The following is an 18,154-nucleotide window of genomic DNA, read 5'->3' on the forward strand; positions in this document are numbered from 1 at the left end:
TATGTTCGATACCGTTCTGATCGCCAACCGTGGCGAGATCGCTTGTCGTATTGCGCGCACGTTGCGTCGCATGGACATTCGCAGCGTTGCGGTGTATTCCGACGCCGACCGCAATAGCCTTCATGTCGGCGCAGCCGATGTGGCCGTGCCATTGGGCGGAAATTCGCCCGCCGAGAGCTATTTGCGTACGGATCTCATCATTGCCGCAGCGAAAGCGACCGGTGCGCAGGCCATCATCCCCGGATATGGTTTTTTGTCGGAGAACGCTGAATTTGCAGCGCAATGCGAGGCGCAGGGCATCGCATTCGTCGGCCCGACGCCCGAACAGATGGAGCAGTTCGGGCTCAAGCACGCGGCCCGCGAGCTTGCCGAACTCGCTGGCGTGCCGCTGACGCCGGGCTCGGGATTGCTCGCCGACGTTGACGCTGCGCGATCGGCGGCCGCTGTTATCGGGTATCCCGTCATGCTCAAGAGCACGGCGGGGGGCGGGGGTATCGGTCTTACGCGCTGTAACGACGAAGCGGCGCTTGTTACGGCTTTCGCGTCTGTGCAGCGACTGGGGAAGTCGTTCTTCGCGAATGCCGGTGTCTTTGTCGAGCGCTTCGTGGATCGTGCGCGGCACATTGAAGTCCAGATTTTCGGCGATGGACAAGGCAACGTCATTACGCTGGGCGAACGCGACTGTTCGCTGCAACGCCGTCATCAGAAGGTTGTGGAGGAGACCCCGGCACCCAACTTGCCTCCTCAAGTGCGCGAACAACTGCTGGCAGCGGCCCGTCGGCTGGGACAGTCGGTCAACTACCGGTCGGCAGGCACGGTCGAGTTCATTTACGACGCTGCCAGGCAAGCGTTCTACTTCCTCGAAGTCAATACGCGTTTGCAAGTGGAGCACGCGATTACCGAGGCCGTGACGGGGGTAGATCTCGTCGAGTGGATGATTCGCACCGCGGCCGGCGAGCCGCCGGCACTCGATCGGGACGTGACCGGCCACGGCGCCAGCATCGAGGTTCGGGTCTACGCCGAGAACCCATTACGCAACTTCGTGCCTAGTCCGGGCGTGCTCACGCAGGTCGAGTTTCCGGCAGAGGTGCGTGTCGATACCTGGGTCGAAACGGGAACGGAGGTGTCGGCGCACTACGACCCGATGATCGCCAAGGTCATTGTTTTCGGCGACGACCGGAAGGCGGCCATCGCCCGTCTTCGGGACGCACTGGCACGCGTGCGGCTTGGCGGTATTGCGACCAATCTCGACTACCTGCGCGCGGTTGTGGGCGCGGAAGCATTCGCTGCCGGGGATGTTTCGACGCGGGCGCTCGACACTTTTCCCTATGCGCCGAATGCCGTCGAAGTGCTTGACCCCGGTACTTACACAACGATTCAGGACTATCCGGGCCGCGTGGGTTACTGGGATATCGGCCTGCCGCCGTCGGGGCCGATGGACGACTGGGCGTTTCGCGTGGCCAATCGGATCGTCGGCAACGCTCCGCACGCAGCAGGTATCGAGGCAACGGTCCTGGGGCCGACGTTGCGCTTCTGGGCCGACGCCACGATTGCGTTGACGGGTGCACCGGCAGACGCCGAACTCGATGCGGCGCCGGTGCCGTTCTGGTCTCCGATTCACGTCAAGGCCGGGCAGACGCTGCGCATGGGCAAGGCACGAGACGGATGCCGGACTTACCTCGCCGTCCGTCATGGATTCGACGTCCCCGTCTACCTCGGCAGCCGCGCCACGTTCGCATTGGGACAATTCGGGGGGCATGCAGGGCGGACCTTGCGCGCATCTGACGTCTTGCCCATTGCCGACGTGACATTGCCTGCAACGCAGGATCTTGCGCCGGCGCATGCGCCGATGGCATTGCCCGAAGCGCTGATTCCCAGGTACGGCAAGACATGGGACATCGGCGTGCTCTATGGCCCGCACGGCGCGCCGGATTTCTTTACGCAAGCGTCCATCGACACGTTCTTCGCGGCCGAGTGGGAAGTGCATTACAACTCGAACCGGCTGGGTATTCGCCTGAACGGGCCCAAGCCCGAGTGGACCCGCGCAGACGGCGGCGAGGCCGGTTTGCATCCGTCGAATATTCACGATTGCGAATACGCGATCGGCAGCATCAATTTCACCGGCGACATGCCGGTGATCCTGACACGAGACGGCCCGAGTCTCGGCGGATTTGTCTGCCCCGTCACGATTGCGAAGGCGGAGCTGTGGAAGGTCGGGCAGGTCAAGCCCGGCGACAAGATACGTTTCCGGCCGATCTCCTTCGACGATGCGCTCGCGCTAGAACGCGCTCAGGACGCCTTGCTTGCCAATTGGAATGCTGCGCTGGTGCAAGCACCGGCCGAATCGGGCCAATTGCATGAACCGGAGCGCCTATATCGAACATTCCCCGAGGCCACGCCGATCCTCCACGCGGCACCCGCACGAGGCGAGCGGCCGAAGGCGGTCGTGCGGCAGGCCGGTGACAAACATGTGCTCGTGGAATATGGCGAGAACGTACTGGATCTGAATTTGCGCTTTCGTATTCATGCGTTGATGGAGGCGTTGCGGTCGCAGGCTATCGAGGGCGTGCTGGAGCTTTCACCCGGCGTGCGCTCATTGCAGGTGCGCTTTGACAGCCGCGTGATATCACAGCGCACGCTGGTCGAGATCATTGCGGCTGCGGACGACGGATTGTGCGACATTCGCACGATGCAGGTGCCCAGCCGCGTGGTCTATCTGCCAATGGCGTATGAGGATTCCGCCACGCTCGATGCGGTTGCGCGGTATCGCCAGTCGGTCCGCGACAAGGCGCCGTGGTTGCCGAGCAATACGGAGTTCATCCGGCGGATCAATGGGTTGGACTCTGCGCAGGCGGTGCAGGACACCGTTTTCGCCGCGAGTTACATGGTGCTGGGTTTGGGCGATGTGTACCTCGGGGCACCGTGCGCGGTACCGGTCGATCCGCGTCACCGATTGCTGACTTCCAAGTACAACCCCGCACGGACCTACACCGCGGAGGGAACGGTGGGCATCGGCGGTGTCTACATGTGTATTTACGGCATGGATTCGCCCGGAGGGTATCAGTTGGTCGGTCGCACGTTGCCGATCTGGAACAAGTTTCTCAAGAACGAGGCGTTCGTCGACGGCAAGCCGTGGTTGCTGCGCTTCTTCGATCAGGTGCGCTTCTATCCGGTAACGGAGGCCGAGCTCGACACGCTACGGCGAGACTTCCGGGAAGGGCGGCAGAGCGTGCGTATCGAGGAGGAAGTCTTCGATCTGGGCGAGTACAACGCGTTTCTGGATCGTATCTCGGGCGAGATGGCGTCGTTCAAAGCAGCGCAGAAGCAAGCGTTCGACGCCGAGGTCGAGCGCTGGGTGGCGGAGGCGTCGGCAGGCGAGGGCGCACAGGAGGACCGCGAGCCTGGCGCGCCGATCGAGATTCAGGGCACCGTCGTAGCGGCGGATATTACGGGGAACGTTTGGAAGCTGCTGGCAAAGCAGGGCGAGAAGGTCAGCGCGGGCGACCCGTTGTTAATTCTGGAAGCGATGAAGATGGAATTTCAAATTGCAGCACCGCATGACGGCGTGGTCGGGTCGTTTCATTGCCGGCCGGGAATGATGATCAGTGCGGGAGATCCGCTGGTGTCGCTGGTATGAAGACCGCTGCCATCGCCATCGTCGAGCCGGCCGACACGCATTCGCCGGAACGCGGCCCGGCCAGTAGCGCCGGATCGCTGGCTGCCCATATCTACGCCAGACTCAAGGCGGACATCTTCGACTTCCGCCTGCTGCCGGGCGACCGGTTCAGCGAGGGCGATGTGGCGAGCCGAATGCAGGTGAGCCGCACACCTGTCCGGCAGGCATTGTTCTGGCTGCAACGCGAGGGCTACGTCGAAGTTCACTTCAAGAGCGGATGGCAGGTGCGGGAGTTCGACTTCAAGTACTTCGAAGACCTTTACGAGATCCGCATCATGATGGAGTCCGCCGCCATCGCTCGTCTGGTCAGGGAGCATGCCTGCGGTGCGTTGACGCCGCTACGCGAGATATGGTGCGTGGCGCCGGCACAGCGCGAGCCCGAGCCGGCGAAGGTGGCGGCATTGGACGAAGCGTTTCATGCCGGACTGATCGCGGCCACCGGAAATCTGGAGATGGTCAGGATGCATTTCGATGTGACAGAGCGAATCCGGATCATCCGGCGTTTGGACTTCACGAAGGCACCGCGTGTGCTGGCGACATACGAAGAACACGCGGCGATTCTCGACGCGATTCAAGCCCGGGATGTGGGCCTCGCACAAGCACGAATCGAGGCGCATATCCGGCAGAGTCAGGCGGAGGTCAAGCAGATCACGTTGCACATGCTTCACTCGGCGCGGGAGCGATTCGACTCGCTGGCGAGACACGATCTCGTTTCGGGCAACTTCCCGGCGCCATTGAAATGAAAGAAGCCGCCTGAAATGGCGGCTTCCGGTTGCCTGGGAGCGGCGGGGCGGTGCGTGACCTTACGCTTGCGTCTCTGGCACCAGTGTGGTGGAAAAACGTTCGCGCAATTCTTCCAGCCCGAGCGATTCCAGCACGGTTTCAAGTCGTTCCGCGGGGCGGCGGCGGGGCAGGTTCTTGTACTGCGCGATGATCAGTTCGTTCTTCATCGAGTGTTCCCAACCCACCAGCTCGGTGACGGTGACGTGGTAGCCGTGGGCTTCCAACTGCAGGCAGCGCAGGACATTGGTGACCTGACTGCCAAACTCGCGCGTGTGTAGCGGATGCCGCCAGATCTCGGTCAGCGGATTGCCTGCGAGCAGCTTGCCCTTGTGCTTGCGCAATACACCGGCCACTTCGGCCTGACAGCACGGAACCAGCACGATGTGGCGTGCTTTTTTGGCCAGCGCGAAGCGGATAGCGTCGTCAGTGGCCGTGTTGCAGGCGTGCAGCGCCGTAACGACGTCGATCGTTTCCGGCAGTTCGGGTGACGTGATCGAGTCTGCCACGGACAGATTCAGGAACGACATGCCGGGAAAGCCCAGTCGCGCGGCCAGCCCTTGAGAGGACTTGACCAGTTCTTCGCGGGTTTCGATGCCGAAGATATGCGAGTCGTCGGCCAGCGCCTTGAAGAACAGATCGTAGAGGATGAAGCCCAGATACGATTTGCCTGCGCCATGGTCTGCCAGCGTCACGCGACCGCTTTCGGTCTTGACTTCCTGCAATAGCGGCTCGATGAACTGGAACAGGTGATAGACCTGTTTGAGCTTTCGCCGGCTGTCCTGATTCATCTTGCCGTCGCGGGTCAGGATGTGTAATTCCTTGAGTAGCTCGACGGACTGGCCAGGACGGATTTCGTGGGTATTCGACATGTGAGACTAAGTAAGCAGCGGGGCGCAATGTGTCCCGAATACCGGCAGTTTACCGAAAAGGAACGGACTCGACCCGAAACGCACTCGCGAGAATTTGCGGGAAACGCGTATCACGAAATGCTGTCCAGTGCCTTGGCGAGCCGGTTCACCGCGCCTTCGACGTCATGCAGTTTATCCAGACCGAACAGTCCGATTCGGAAGGTCTTGAAGTCGTCCGGTTCGTCGACGCGAAGCGGAACGCCGGCCGCGATCTGCAAGCCGACATCGACGAACTTCTTCCCGGAACGTATGCCATCGTCATCCGTGTAGCAGACCACTACACCCGGTGCCTCGAATCCTTTCGCGGCAAGACTTCTGAAACCTTTGGCTGCCAGCAGCGAGCGGACGCGCTGTCCGAGCTCGATCTGTTCCGCCCGAACCTTGTCGAAGCCGTAGGCCTCGGTCTCCTTCATTACGTCGCGCAATGTCGTGAGGCTGTCGGTCGGCATGGTGGCGTGATAGGCAAAGCCGCCTTTCTCATAGGCTTCCATGATCTGGAGCCACTGGCGGAGATCGCAGGCGAAGCTGGTGCTCGTGGTGGACTCGATTCTCTCGCGTGCGAGCGGGCTGAACATGACCATTGCACAGCAGGGCGACGCACTCCAGCCCTTTTGCGGTGCGCTGATCAGGATATCGACGCCACAGGCCTGCATATCGACCCAGACCGTACCGGAGGCGATGCAATCGAGGACGAACATACCGCCGACAGCGTGCACTGCGTCGGCCACCGCGCGTAGGTAGGTGTCGGGCAGCATCATGCCGGATGCGGTTTCGACATGCGGGGCAAAGACCAGATCCGGCTTGTGCTCCCGGATGGCAGCGACGACTTCCTCGATCGGTGCCGGAGCATATGCCGCTTGTCTGCCTTGCTCGACCGGACGCGCTTTCAACACGATCGATTCGGACGGAATATTGCCCATCTCGAAAATCTGCGACCAGCGGAAGCTGAACCATCCATTACGAATGACCAGACATTTCTTGTTTGTTGCGAACTGGCGGGCAACGGCTTCCATCCCGAAAGTTCCGCTACCCGGAACGATAGCGACCGATCTGGCGTTGTATACCTGCTTCAGGACACCGGAAATATCGCGCATGACACCCTGAAAGCGCTGCGACATATGGTTGATGGAACGATCGGTGTACACGACCGAATATTCGAGGAGCCCCTCGTGATCGACATCAGGAAGTAATCCGGGCACATCCGCCTCCGAAAATGGAAGAGTGAAATATCTAGACCAGATTCTACTCGCTGGAGAGTCGGGCAATGGATGCAGCGCACCATTGTCATTCATGGCGCTGCCCTCGCTGAAGGGGGGGCGCGGTGATGTCAAAGCTCGACGGTCAAATTTCTGCGTCGTCCGATGACAGGGACCCATGCACGTTCAGACATTCATTCCGGAAACTGTCGTTAAACGGCGCAATGAACGGTCAGAACGAAAATGCGGCAGTGACCGTTACTGTTCTCGGCAGCGCCGGAATGACCTGGCCGCCCAGAAAGTAGTTGGACGGCACGAAGTACTTCTTGTTCGTGAGATTAAAGATATTCAGCCCGTAGCGCGCTTTTCCAATTGTGTAAGACGCCTGTGCGTCCCACACTGTGCTCGCCGGTGTGAAGAACGTGTTGGCCGAGTTGCCCGGTAGCGCCGAGTTGAACGTCAACCCAAGACCCAAACCGAGTCCGGCAAGCGCCCCTGTGCGGATATCGTATCGCGTTGCCAGTCGAAGCGTTTGCTTGGGAACGTTGAATAATTGTTTATCGACCAACGCGGTGTTGCCATCGTCAACAATTTTGGCAGTCTGCTGAGAGTACGCCACTATCCACGTCCACGCCGGCGTCGCCTGCCACCGCACGTCGGCGTCAATGCCTCGTGAGCGTTGCTTGCCTGCCTGAATGTAATAGCCTGCGTTGGCGGGATCGGCCACCGCAACATTTTCGCGGTTCAGATCGAAGAGGGCCACGGTAGCCGTAATACCGCCAAGATCCTTGAGACGCAGTCCGATTTCCTTTTGGGTGTACTCCTCCGGCTTCGGCGGCGATGAGAATAGATAGAACGCCGGGACTCTGATGCCTTCGCCATAACCGGCGAAGGCCGATATTTTCGGCGTGATTTCGTAGACGGCGCCAACGCGCGGTGAAACCTTTGAATGGCTAGTGACGTTGTAGATGCCGTAAGCGTAGTTGTTGTCGGTAATTCTGATGTCGGAATAACGAACGCTACCCAGGAAGTGCCAGCGGCCCACATCGATCTGATCTTGCAAATAGGCAACCGTCGAGATGTAACGGTTTTGCTGATCCGGCGTTGACGGAGCAACGGGTTCTGACCAGGCCGGATACACGGGGTTGGTCAGGTTCACGTTGTCAGACGAGACAGGCCCAAGCATGTTCGAGTAGGCCATGAATTCGTCGTCGCGCGTGTACTCGTAATCCACCCCGAGATTCAACGTGTGCTTCAACGCGCCTGTCGTGAACTTGCCAGTGAGGCTTGGCGAGAGGGTGGTGGTCTTCAGGCGCGCCCACATTCGCACGCCGCACATGGTGTTGTTAAAGGGTGTCGCGCTTCCGAAGTCGCCACAGCCCATCGGGCTAGCCGAGTCCACCAGCCAGGTCCCTCGCTGATCGAGCCGCACTTCGTTGTAGGCGCTCAACAGCGAGAAACTCCAGGCCTCTGTCAGTTGCTGGGTCCACTGCAAATTGAGACCCTTCGACGTGTTGGTCGTATTCGGCAACCCGGCGGCCGCAATGTTGGTCTGCCTTGGCAGCGTGAATATCGATGTGTTTAGCGTACCGTTTACCGGTAACCCGCTGTAGTCGAGCGTGCTGGTATCGAGATAGCGGGCTCTTAGCACGACTTTGGTATCGGCGTTCGGCGTCCAGGACAGACTCGGGAACAGGGCTCGCTTTCTGAAGAAGACTCGATCCGTTTCACTGTCGCTGTTCGACGCTTCCCCCGTCATCCGGAACGCCCACGCGGAATTCAGCGGCTGGTTGACGTCGAAGTCCAGACCTTTCTCACCGTAGGCCCCCGCTTTGAAACCGATTTTCCGCACAGCCTCAAGTGTCGTCGGTTCCAGTGTGGTGATCGCAATCGTGCCTCCGGCCGTATCGTAGGCACCCACGCCCTGCGCGCCAAAAAGCGCGCCCGCCGGCCCTTTGATGACGTCGATACGGTCAACATTCACAAGACTCTCCTGATCCGTAAAGTTGCCTTTCATCGCGACACCGTCGACCACCGTGCCGGAATGAAATCCGCGAATGTTGAACACGGTATTGTTGGCGTCGCGCGAATCGATGGCATTCACGTTGCTGACGTTGCGCAGTGCATCGGAGATCGTTTTAGAACCCTGATCTTCGATCATGGCGCGCGGCACCGTGATGATCGATTGCGGGATGTTCTCGATCGGCGTATCTGTGCGCGTCGCAACGCTGCTGGATTCCACGACGTAGGCGTTGTAGCGCGCCGCACTGACTTCGGTCGGCGCAAGGGGTACGGCGTCGTCAGCCGTGGCCGCGCCAATGTAGCCCGCAGCCATCGAGCACGCCACCGTCGACTGCACGGCAAGCAGTGCTGCGGAAGAAGCTGTTCTTGATTTTTCCACGCAATCCCCCGGGAACTTTTTATTGAACCCCGAGGCTACTGGGAGCGCCCGCTACGACAAAGGCGGCAATTTGTCGCATACCTATGCATATTTTTTGGGCAATGCGCGATCAGGCGCTCCTGGAACCGTCCCGTGTTCAGGGCCTGCGGGCGCTACCAGCGACTTCGATTTGCGGTTGAAACGCGCCGGCAGTGCCCGTGACGGCAAGCATCATGAGTCATGCCACGACGAACCATCCGGCGCAGAAAATGCCAGCGCTACAAGGTGCGATGGCGGCCAGCAGCATTCGACGGGGTCGCCCGTGCTTGACTATGAAGCGTTTCCCTACTTTTTGGCCTCCTCGCGCCCGGCGTCAGATCGCGAACTTGCCTTCGATGAAGAAGGTGCGGCCAGCGTACGGGTGATAGACGAAGTAGCGCGTGTCGAAAAGATTGTCCACACCAATGCCGACTTGCGTGCGCGCCGTCGGTTTGTAGGTGAACTTTGCATCGACGACGGTGTAAGTGCTGGTGCCCCCAAAGGTATTCGGATTGTTATCGGTGTTGGTCAGTGTGTTGTACTGGCGGCCCGAGTAACGAACCGCACCGGTCACGGCCGTCTTCGCGTCGAAGCGGTAGGTCGCCACGAGATTCGCGCGCCACAGGGGTATCCGGTAGAAATACTTACCAACAGATGCCGGATTGTTCGTGTTGGCCATGATCTTCGACTGCGTGTAAGTCACGCCTGCCCCAATGTCGAGCCCCTGGAAGATGACGTCCTGGCCATCGAAGGCGGTATCGATACCGCGGGAGCGCACTTTGTCGATGTTCTGGAAGTTCGTGACATTTGGGAAAACGGTCGTGTTCGTCTGGCTGAAGATCGTGTTTTTCACGTCATCCTGGAACAGCGAGACCCGGACTTTGCCCGCCTCCAGTTGCCATTCGGCGCTCAACTCCTTGGCAAGATCGTCTTCAGGGCGAAGTCCCGGGTTGTTGTTGACGATGTTCGTTCCGGTAACCGAGCCCTGGAACAGCTCGGAGACGGTCGGGAAGCGGTACGCCCGCGCAATCGATGCACGCAGCGTCAGATCCTGAGTGGCCGCGAACGACAGTGAAAGTTTGGGCGAGAAGTGGCTGTCCGATGATCCTGCGTATGGCACCGTCACCCCGCCGAGCGTGCGCGCCCCCGAATAGGCGCGCCAGTCCTCGTAACGCAGGCCGGTAGTGAGCTTCCATCGGGGAAGGAACTGCCAGGTGTCCTGCGCGTAGAGCGCCTGTGTTAGCGTGTTCCCGCCAAATGCGTTCGCGAGCGACGTCCCGTTGCCGTCGACCCATGCCGTCGTGTTGAACGTTCGGTTATCGAGGAAGTAGGTGTCGAAGTGATAGCCGAACGCCAGCCAGTGCGCACCCGCGCCCACCTGAGCGGGTGTGTAAGTACTGCGCAGATCGATCGACTTCCAGCCAGTGCCGTCTCCATACGTCACCGTGCCCGGTCCGTTGCCCGGTGCGCCGGAATTGGCCGTGCGTGCCTCACTCTGGGAGATGTCGAAATAGGAGGCGATCGCTTCCCAGTTCCAGCCGGTCTTGTTCCGGGTCTTCAGCGAGAGGCCGTAGAGCATGTTCTCGCTCATCCCCTGGCTCGGCGCGAAGGCCGATGCAGGAATGACGTATTGATAGCCGTTGATGTTGACCGACCCCGAGTACACGGGGTTGCCGTTCGCGTCGCGAAGGAACGTACTCGTCTGACTGTTGTAGTTCTGATGCCAGTAGCCAAAGCTGAAGCCGCCTTGCAGCGTGGGTGTGAAGTCGTAGGTGGCCTTGAGCTTGAGCTGATCCTGCGTGACACGCTCGATACCTTCGCCGTTCACCCCCATCACAACGCCTGGCGCGCCGTTCTGGTCGCGATAGTTGTAGGCACCGCTCACGACCGTGTCGGTGGCCTTGGCCGGGGTCTTCGATTGCGACGCTGTGTAGAACTGGAGCGGTTGCCCCGTGTTCTCCATATGGTCGACCCCCACGAGCAGCGACAGGTCGCCGAACTTGTCCCCAACGCTCGCGCTCACGTTGCTGCCGTTGAAGCTGCGATTCACGCCGAACAGGTCGAAGTGCTGCGTGAAACCCTGGATCTTTGCGTCTGTTACGAACTTGTCGGGCATTCGCGTCGTGATGAGCACCGTCGCGCCGATCGAGTTGCCCGGATACAGTGCAGAGAACGGCCCGTACACGACATCGACCTGATCGATTTCTTCAGGAAACACCATCGACCAGCGCGGTGCGAAGGTCCAGGTGTTGCCGAGGAAGTTGCTCAGCAGCAAGCCGTCGGCGTAGACAAGGCCGCGCGCCGTTTGTGAGTTGCTCGTGCCGCGCACTGCGATGGTCGAATTCAGGTCGCCAATGAACCGGCGCCGTATGGCCATGCCTGGGACATAACGCAGCGCGTCTTCGGTCGTTTCAACGTTCTGATACTGCAACTGATTCGCAGTGACGGTCGCGCTGGAGGACGGAAGATTCGGGTCGAGCACGCGCTTGGGCGTGCGATCCGAAGAGGCGGTCACGGACGTCGGAGCGAGTTCGACCGTGGATGCGGTCGTGAGCGGATCGTTGTTATCTGCGGCTTGAACATAGGCCGGCAACATGGCGGCCAGCGCGAGGGCCAGCAGCGTCTTGCGCGTGAAAGGGTGAAACATGAGGTTTCCTGACTGCGATGGACGAATGAATGCCGTCAGTCCATTGCTGGGCAATGGCTGGCGGGACACAAGGGGCATCAGGAAAAGTACGGCGGCGCCCGAACGGGCGGAATATAGGCGGGCGCGAGTGCGGGGACTGGCGAGACGACAGCAGGCCCGGCACGGGCAATCCAGACAAACGACGCGCGAGTCGTCTGCGGCGGCGTCGCGAGCGGCGGATGGTTTGCGAGCAGAGAGCAGTAGCCGCAGACGTCGCCGTGCAGGCCGTGGTCAGTCGTTTGCGTCTGATGATGACTTGCGTGCGAAGTATCCGAAGTCAGATCCTGCACCAGCGACGGCGTCAAACCGGCGATCGAACACAACGTGGCGTCGATTTGAGATACGCCTGTGCGATGCGCCGCCAGCCACTGACTCACAATGGGCACGCAAAGCGCCAGGCACATGGCGGTTAAGCCAAGCCATGCGCTGAAGCGTTTGTGTGAGCGAGTGAGCATTTTGTATGACGAAGTCAGTCACGCAGGGCCGCCGGATCGAAAATTTTGCCCGGATCGTATCACGTAAGTCGGCAAAACGTGTTGATCGATGAACGTCAGGACGCTGCCGTTTTTATAGGAAAACCGAATGCGCCTTAGTCGACGCGGTAGCGTGTAGGCGCTCATGCCAACGCCTCCGCAAGTGCTGACGGCGAGCGTCTCGACTGGCGCTTGGGCGCCGGTCGATACAACGCCTCGAACGCGTTGCGCAAACGGATCATCTGACGTTCGTTTTTCCCGCTGTCGACGATCTCGCGGCAGGCGAGCAACGAGAGATAAGCCGCCGAGCGAACCAGTTTTGCAATGTTGGGCAGCAGATGGGCGTCGTCGAACCGGTCGGCCTTGATGCGGGTGAGCACCTCTTGACGCCCGCCGTGGCTCACGTCACACAAGTTCGTGTGAAACGCCATCATGGCCGACTTCGTTGCGCGGTCTCCCCAAAGACCGCTCTCGCCGAGATCACGTGCAATCGCCGTCGAGGGCGGTGGGCGCTGTTCGGCGCGGAGAAAGCCGAGGACCTGAGCGTCGGTGGCGCATCTCCGATACCACGCGCCTCGGGTAAAAGCATCGAACTGGGCTTTGTAGATGGAGCACGCCGGGGCGTAGGCCGCTTCGGACACGAGCGCCAACACGCCCTCGAAGTGTTCCAGAGACAGCAACTGGAAGGTGCCGAAGACACGTTTGCGCGCCGTGGCTCGCAAGTCGATCGCCTGCAGCAGGCCTTCGCGTTGTGCGACCCAGTCCTCCGCGAGCGATAGCTCGTCGTGAAGCGGCTGGGGGACCAGCCAACGGGCGCCGGAAATCGCGCCGACGGTCGATTTCAGTTCATCGTTGCGTGGCATCACCGCACCTCCAGCATTTCAGCGGCGTGCGTCAGGTGGAGTTGATCCGGAGAGAGGACATCCAGTTGCAGGTAAGTCCCTGCCGGCATGCCGTGAAACCAGCGCTTGAGCCTTGCACCTCCGTAGAATCGGCAAGCACCGCTCAGGTTCGACGTGCGATTGACGACGGACGCCAGTGGCTCTGTCTCATCCCCGATCCAAATTTTCACTCGCTGACCGTTCGGGCCGAAGTGGCGATTCAGGTCGCCCGCCGGAATATTGAAGAATCCGTTGTCCCGACAGGACGCGCGAAGCATCAGCGCAATGCGCACCGACTGACGGTCCGTGGCCTTGCCGGCTGCCTCAAATGAAGCGCTGTTCCAGGCAGGCATCAGTGCGCGAACAATGCTATCCATCAATCCATCGATGAGATTGATCGAGAACGCGCCGTGCAAGGGTTGAGGTTCCCCTGTGAAGACGTAGATGTCGATGCTCGGCACTTGCCGAAGTCGCGCGACAAGCTGCTCGTGACAACGTGCTTCGCGTGACGACGTCAGACACGCTCGCCGGTACAGATATAGACGTCCTTCCAAAGGCATGGCTGTCTTCCCGACGTAATGCACTTTGTCCTCTTCGACAAAGGCATACATCACGTTGCGATGCTCGGTACTTTCGTGCAACGTCAATCGCAATTGATTGCCGGACAGTGCCCAGTGACCAACATGACGAAAGCCGATGTCACGCAGTTCCGAAAGGCCCGGGGTGCCGCTTGTGTCACAGCTCGGGGAGGGGAGCGAGGGCGCTGCGCAGCCATACGCGCGCGCGCGAGTGCAGCGCCGCAGAAGGGGGCTTGGTGTCGAATTCATGAGCGTTTCGAGAAGCAACCAGAACACCCGGCGCCCAAGGGGCAGGGACCGGGAAGCAGGGGCGGTCGTTCAAGCGAAACGAGGGGGAGCTCTCGGTAGGGGGGACGGCGGGAATGCTTCGGTGCGGCGCGTCTCTAGTAGGGATACGCGCGTGCGCGCAAGCAAAACGCGCAAGGGAGATACCGGCCCCGAAACGCCAGGTGCCGGCGACAGATGTGCGGCAACCGAGCAATATCCACAGGCCTGAGACAACAGTCCGTGGTCATGCGATCGGCCGTGTGCGGACGTTTGCGAATCACTCGCAACGCATATCGCTGACGCCAGGGCATCGTCGAGCAACGCACGCTGTGCCTGTCGCCATTGGCTGACACTTGGTGCAATGAGCACCAAGGCCATGGCGACGAGGCCAAGCCAGGCGAAAAGACGGCGGTGCCGCAAACGGAGCATGCGAGACGGGCGAAGTAGGGAGAATTAGGGAGAAGTTACGGCGTCGCGGCGCATGACGACGCGCAAGACGCAAATTTACGAGTTATCCGTCTGCGTTTGGGTATTTGAGGCTGCGACATTTCGACGCAGGGTTTCGCCAGTTGTCGACCATGCCGCCCCTGCGGGGCTGGGCCCAGGAGGGCGCGTGGTCGTCAATTCAGCGATCGATTTCACAGGCACCTTCACAGGCACGTCTTGGGGATGCGCGGCCGACTGCTTATACTGCAAATCATTATCATTTACGTTTTAGCTAGCCATGCAGTTGTCGGAGTTGAGAAAGGGCAGTACTGCGACGGTGACTAGCGTCGCCGATGTCACGAACCCGGATGCGGTCGCGCATCGTCTTCGCGAATTGGGTTTCGTTGCGGGCGAGCCCGTGCGCGTTGTGGCACTGGCCCCATGGGGCGGAAACCCGATGGTTGTCCAGGTAGGCGCGACCCGGTTCGCTCTCAGGCGCGACGAGGCGGCACGTGTTCAGGTCCAACAAGGGTAGTGCGATGGTGTCAACAAGTATGAGAATTGCCCTTGTCGGCAACCCCAATTGCGGCAAAACCGCACTTTTTAATCAGTTGACCGGGGCGCGCCAGAAAGTTGCCAACTACGCCGGTGTTACGGTGGAGAGGAAGGAGGGGGCATTCGTTTCGCCTAAGGGAAAAACCATTCGTGTTCTCGACCTGCCCGGCACTTACAGTCTTTCTGCCACCAGTCTGGATGAGAAGGTTACGCACGATGTCCTTTACGGCATTTACGTTGGCGAGGCGGTGCCCGAGCTGATCGTTTGCGTGGTGGATGCGACCAATCTGCGCTTGCATTTGCGATTCGTCCTTGAAGTGCTTTCGCTGGGACGCCCGACGGTACTGGCGTTGAATATGATGGATGCTGCCCGGCGCCGCGGTATCGATGTGGACGTGCCGGCGTTGTCGCGTGAGTTGGGCATTCCCGTCGTTGAGACTGTGGCGATTGCGCGTACCGGTGTACGCGCGCTCGTCGACATACTGGACGACGTCTCTGTTTCGGGCGGTGCCGAGCATGCCAGGCGCGAAGAAGGGCGGCGAGCCCATGGCGACCTGCATGAAGAGGTACGGCGCATCATGGCCGGCTCCGTTAGCTTGCCGGCGGCCGCCGACACGCTCGACGAACACCTGGACCGTATCGCACTACATCCCGTGCTCGGGATGATCGTGCTCACGGCCGTGATGTTCCTGATCTTCCAGGCCGTGTATTTCATCGGCAAGCCCATGACGGATGCCATCGGCGACAGCTTTGGCTGGTTGGGGGAGCAGGCCGGCGTATGGCTGCCCGAGGGGCCACTGCGCAGTCTGATCGTTGACGGCATCTTTGGCGGTCTGGGCACCGTGCTGGGTTTTCTCCCCGAAATATTGGTGCTCTTTTTCTTTATCCTCGTGCTTGAAGAGTCAGGCTATCTGCCTCGCGCCGCATTCTTGCTCGATCGCATGATGGTGAAGGTCGGTTTGACCGGTCGCTCGTTCATCCCGTTGCTGTCGAGCTTCGCCTGTGCGATTCCCGGCATCATGGGCACGCGCAGCATTGCCGACCCTCGCCAGAGGCTCACGACGATTCTCGTTGCGCCGTTGATGACGTGTTCGGCACGCTTGCCCGTCTATGCCTTGCTGATTGGCGCGTTTATTCCGGATAAGCCAGTGTTGGGGGTGTTCAAACTTCCGGGGCTGGTGCTTTTCGCAATGTATGCCGCAGGGATACTGGGCGCCATGGCGGTCGGTTGGATCTCCAAGCGCTTGCGCGGAACGCGCTCACAACCGCCGCTACTTATGGAGTTGCCGTCGTATCGCATGCCGAAGGCGCGGAATCTGGCGCTTGGCCTCTGGGAGCGCGGCTGGATCTTTGTGCGGCGTCTCACCGGGGTGATCCTTGCGCTGACGGTGCTCATGTGGTTCATCTCGACGTTCCCGTCGGCGCCCGCTGGCGCCACCGGGCCTGCCATCGACTATTCGTTTGCGGGCTACATCGGACGTGCGCTCGAAGTCATCTTTGCGCCGTTGGGCTTCAACTGGCAAATCAGCATTTCTCTGGTGCCTGCATTCGCTGCGCGCGAAACTGCGGTCACCGCGCTCGCGACCGTTTATTCGGTGGCGGGTGGTGCCGATGACTCGGCTGGGCTGGCGGCCGCACTGTCATCGAATTTCCCCATAGCCACGGCGCTTTCGCTACTTGCATGGTTTGCCTTCGCGCCGCAGTGTATGTCGACGCTTGCGGTGATCCGGCGTGAAACGCAGTCCTGGCGCTACGTGTTGATTTCCTTCGGCTATATGTTCGGTCTTGCTTATTTCGTGTCGTTCGTCACGTTTCGTCTTGCGCTGTGGCTGCTTTGAAGTCAAGGAACTGTTGCTATGTCACATACCATTCAGTACGTCGTCATCGGGGCAATCGTCACGACAAGTATGGTGGCTGTCATCAGGCATTTCTTTCCGCAAGCGACGCGTGCGGTGATACAGCGCTTTCTTGACGAGCTTGTCAGGCGAGGTATCGCGGTGCCGGGCCGGTGGCGCAACAGGATTCCCGTTGTTTCCGGGTGCGCAACCGGGTGTGGGACTTGTTCGTCATCGCAATGTGCGAATCCCGGGCAAGTGGCACCTGTTCGTCTACATAGAGGCAAGTCGAAAGTAAGTTGAAAACACGAGAGATGCTGAAAATACTGAGTGCTTAGTGCCGTGAACCGAAGACAATCTTCGGTCCCGTTAGATGCCCGGGCCGCTTGGGCGGCCCGGGCATCTACTCTCGTTTTAACTCGGCATTACTTGGCGAGTTCTTGTCGAACGATTTCCGCGCCGGCGCTCAGCGCACTCAGCTTGCCCCGGGCAAGCGCACGGGACAGCGGAGCCATGCCGCAGTTTGTGCACGGGTAGAGCTTGTCTGCGTCGACAAACTGGAGCGCCTTGCGCAAGGTGTTGGCGACTTCCTCAGGCGTTTCAACCGTGTGAGAGGCCACATCGATGGCGCCGACCATCACCTTCTTACCGCGAATCAGCTCAATCAGATCCATCGGGACATGGGAGTTGTGGCACTCCAGCGAAACCATGCCAATGCTGGACTTTTGCAGCTTCGGGAACGCCTCTTCATACTGCCGCCACTCCGACCCCAGCGTCTTCTTCCAATCGTTGTTGGCCTGAATGCCATAGCCGTAGCAGATGTGCACGGCGGTTTCGCACTTGAGACCTTCGATGGCGCGCTCCAACGTGGCAACACCCCACTCATTCACCTCATCGAAGAAGACATTGAAAGCCGGCTCATCGAACTGGATGATATCGACACCGGCGGCTTCGAGCTCCTTGGCTTCCTGATTGAGAATCTTCGCGAATTCCCAGGCCAGCTTTTCACGGCTCTTGTAATGATCGTCATATAGCGTGTCGATCATCGTCATTGGACCAGGCAGCGCCCATTTGATGGGTTGCTTGGTTTGTTGACGCAGAAACTTCGCATCTTCAACGAAAACCGGCTTCTGACGGGCCACGGCGTCCACGACCGTCGGCACGCTCGCATCGTAGCGATCACGAATCCGAACGGTCTTGCGGTTCACGAAATCGACACCACTGAGGTGCTCGATAAACGTGGTCACGAAGTGTTGGCGGGTCTGCTCGCCATCGCTGACGATATCAATACCTGCATGCTGTTGTTCTTGCAGCGACAGGCGTAATGCATCGCGCTTGCCCTCGACCAACGCTTCATCCTGCAGCTTCCAGGGCGACCACAATTTCTCCGGCTCTGCCAGCCAAGACGGTTTCGGCAAGCTTCCTGCGGTCGATGTCGGCAACAATTTTTTCACGGCGGATGACCTTGTAT

14 protein-coding genes are annotated in these 18,154 nt (G+C 60.1%); 5 read left to right on the forward strand and 9 right to left on the reverse strand.

Annotated elements, in window-relative coordinates; genetic code table 11:
* Window position 1 precedes the first annotated feature (1 nt).
* Both uca and AT395_RS13100 read left to right on the forward strand, forming a co-directional pair.
* Window positions 2–3,637, forward strand: a complete 3,636-nt coding sequence (gene uca / locus AT395_RS13095; protein ID WP_048629427.1) for an urea carboxylase — start codon at window positions 2–4, stop codon at window positions 3,635–3,637.
* The gene (locus AT395_RS13100) at window positions 3,634–4,419 is read left to right on the forward strand and encodes a GntR family transcriptional regulator (RefSeq protein WP_042115919.1); all 786 of its coding nucleotides are present in this window, start codon (window positions 3,634–3,636) and stop codon (window positions 4,417–4,419) included. Before uca ends, AT395_RS13100 begins: the two co-directional genes overlap by 4 nt.
* Before the next feature lie 60 nt (window positions 4,420–4,479).
* Here AT395_RS13100 and AT395_RS13105 read toward each other — a convergent pair whose 3' ends face one another.
* From AT395_RS13105 to AT395_RS26370, 8 genes are all read right to left on the reverse strand, one after another.
* Window positions 4,480–5,328, reverse strand: a complete 849-nt coding sequence (locus AT395_RS13105; RefSeq protein WP_048629428.1) for a class I SAM-dependent methyltransferase — start codon at window positions 5,326–5,328, stop codon at window positions 4,480–4,482.
* Window positions 5,329–5,438: 110 nt separating this feature from the next.
* Window positions 5,439–6,566, reverse strand: coding sequence for an aminotransferase class V-fold PLP-dependent enzyme (locus AT395_RS13110; RefSeq protein WP_048629429.1), 1,128 nt, complete (start codon window positions 6,564–6,566; stop codon window positions 5,439–5,441).
* Between the two features lie 229 nt (window positions 6,567–6,795).
* Complete coding sequence (locus AT395_RS13115) at window positions 6,796–8,964, reverse strand: TonB-dependent siderophore receptor (RefSeq protein ID WP_156890206.1); 2,169 nt, start codon at window positions 8,962–8,964, stop codon at window positions 6,796–6,798.
* Between the two features lie 352 nt (window positions 8,965–9,316).
* The gene (locus AT395_RS13120; RefSeq protein WP_048629431.1) at window positions 9,317–11,629 is read right to left on the reverse strand and encodes a TonB-dependent receptor; all 2,313 of its coding nucleotides are present in this window, start codon (window positions 11,627–11,629) and stop codon (window positions 9,317–9,319) included.
* Window positions 11,630–11,706: 77 nt separating this feature from the next.
* The gene (locus tag AT395_RS13125; protein WP_185756383.1) at window positions 11,707–12,054 is read right to left on the reverse strand and encodes a DUF2946 family protein; all 348 of its coding nucleotides are present in this window, start codon (window positions 12,052–12,054) and stop codon (window positions 11,707–11,709) included.
* A gap of 230 nt (window positions 12,055–12,284) precedes the next feature.
* Window positions 12,285–13,004 (reverse strand): DUF6988 family protein, encoded by a 720-nt coding sequence (locus AT395_RS13130; RefSeq protein WP_042115925.1) that lies wholly within the window; start codon window positions 13,002–13,004, stop codon window positions 12,285–12,287.
* Window positions 13,004–13,483, reverse strand: a complete 480-nt coding sequence (locus AT395_RS13135; protein ID WP_125347351.1) for a hypothetical protein — start codon at window positions 13,481–13,483, stop codon at window positions 13,004–13,006. Before AT395_RS13135 ends, AT395_RS13130 begins: the two co-directional genes overlap by 1 nt.
* A gap of 435 nt (window positions 13,484–13,918) precedes the next feature.
* Complete coding sequence (locus AT395_RS26370) at window positions 13,919–14,296, reverse strand: DUF2946 domain-containing protein (RefSeq protein ID WP_072632832.1); 378 nt, start codon at window positions 14,294–14,296, stop codon at window positions 13,919–13,921.
* 295 nt (window positions 14,297–14,591) lie between these two features.
* Between AT395_RS26370 and AT395_RS13145 the strand changes: the two genes are divergently transcribed.
* The 3 genes from AT395_RS13145 to AT395_RS26375 all read left to right on the forward strand — a co-directional run bounded on the left by AT395_RS13145 (window position 14,592) and on the right by AT395_RS26375 (window position 16,986).
* Window positions 14,592–14,828 (forward strand): FeoA family protein, encoded by a 237-nt coding sequence (locus AT395_RS13145; RefSeq protein WP_042115927.1) that lies wholly within the window; start codon window positions 14,592–14,594, stop codon window positions 14,826–14,828.
* Between the two features lie 4 nt (window positions 14,829–14,832).
* Window positions 14,833–16,686: a ferrous iron transporter B gene (gene feoB / locus AT395_RS13150; protein WP_048629434.1), complete on the forward strand. Its 1,854-nt coding sequence runs from the start codon at window positions 14,833–14,835 to the stop codon at window positions 16,684–16,686.
* Between the two features lie 69 nt (window positions 16,687–16,755).
* Entirely contained in the window at window positions 16,756–16,986 is a 231-nt protein-coding gene (locus AT395_RS26375) for a hypothetical protein (protein WP_418303961.1), read from the forward strand.
* 122 nt (window positions 16,987–17,108) lie between these two features.
* Here AT395_RS26375 and AT395_RS13155 read toward each other — a convergent pair whose 3' ends face one another.
* A complete protein-coding gene (locus tag AT395_RS13155; RefSeq protein ID WP_048629435.1) occupies window positions 17,109–18,137 on the reverse strand; it encodes a methionine synthase in 1,029 nt (342 codons plus the stop codon).
* Between the last annotated feature and the right edge of the window lie 17 nt (window positions 18,138–18,154).

Source organism: Pandoraea apista (assembly GCF_001465595.2).
Classification (GTDB): domain Bacteria; phylum Pseudomonadota; class Gammaproteobacteria; order Burkholderiales; family Burkholderiaceae; genus Pandoraea; species Pandoraea apista.

Excerpts from the sequence above, each read along its gene's own strand:
- uca (WP_048629427.1), top strand. The coding sequence starts at position 2 with ATGTTCGATACCGTTCTGATCGCCAACCGTGGCGAGATCGCTTGTCGT.
- AT395_RS13120 (WP_048629431.1), bottom strand. The coding sequence starts at position 11,629 with ATGTTTCACCCTTTCACGCGCAAGACGCTGCTGGCCCTCGCGCTGGCC.
- AT395_RS13100 (WP_042115919.1), top strand. The coding sequence starts at position 3,634 with ATGAAGACCGCTGCCATCGCCATCGTCGAGCCGGCCGACACGCATTCG.
- feoB (WP_048629434.1), top strand. The coding sequence starts at position 14,833 with ATGGTGTCAACAAGTATGAGAATTGCCCTTGTCGGCAACCCCAATTGC.
- AT395_RS13130 (WP_042115925.1), bottom strand. The coding sequence starts at position 13,004 with ATGCCACGCAACGATGAACTGAAATCGACCGTCGGCGCGATTTCCGGC.
- AT395_RS13105 (WP_048629428.1), bottom strand. The coding sequence starts at position 5,328 with ATGTCGAATACCCACGAAATCCGTCCTGGCCAGTCCGTCGAGCTACTC.
- AT395_RS26370 (WP_072632832.1), bottom strand. The coding sequence starts at position 14,296 with ATGCTCCGTTTGCGGCACCGCCGTCTTTTCGCCTGGCTTGGCCTCGTC.
- AT395_RS13145 (WP_042115927.1), top strand. The coding sequence starts at position 14,592 with ATGCAGTTGTCGGAGTTGAGAAAGGGCAGTACTGCGACGGTGACTAGC.
- AT395_RS26375 (WP_418303961.1), top strand. The coding sequence starts at position 16,756 with ATGGTGGCTGTCATCAGGCATTTCTTTCCGCAAGCGACGCGTGCGGTG.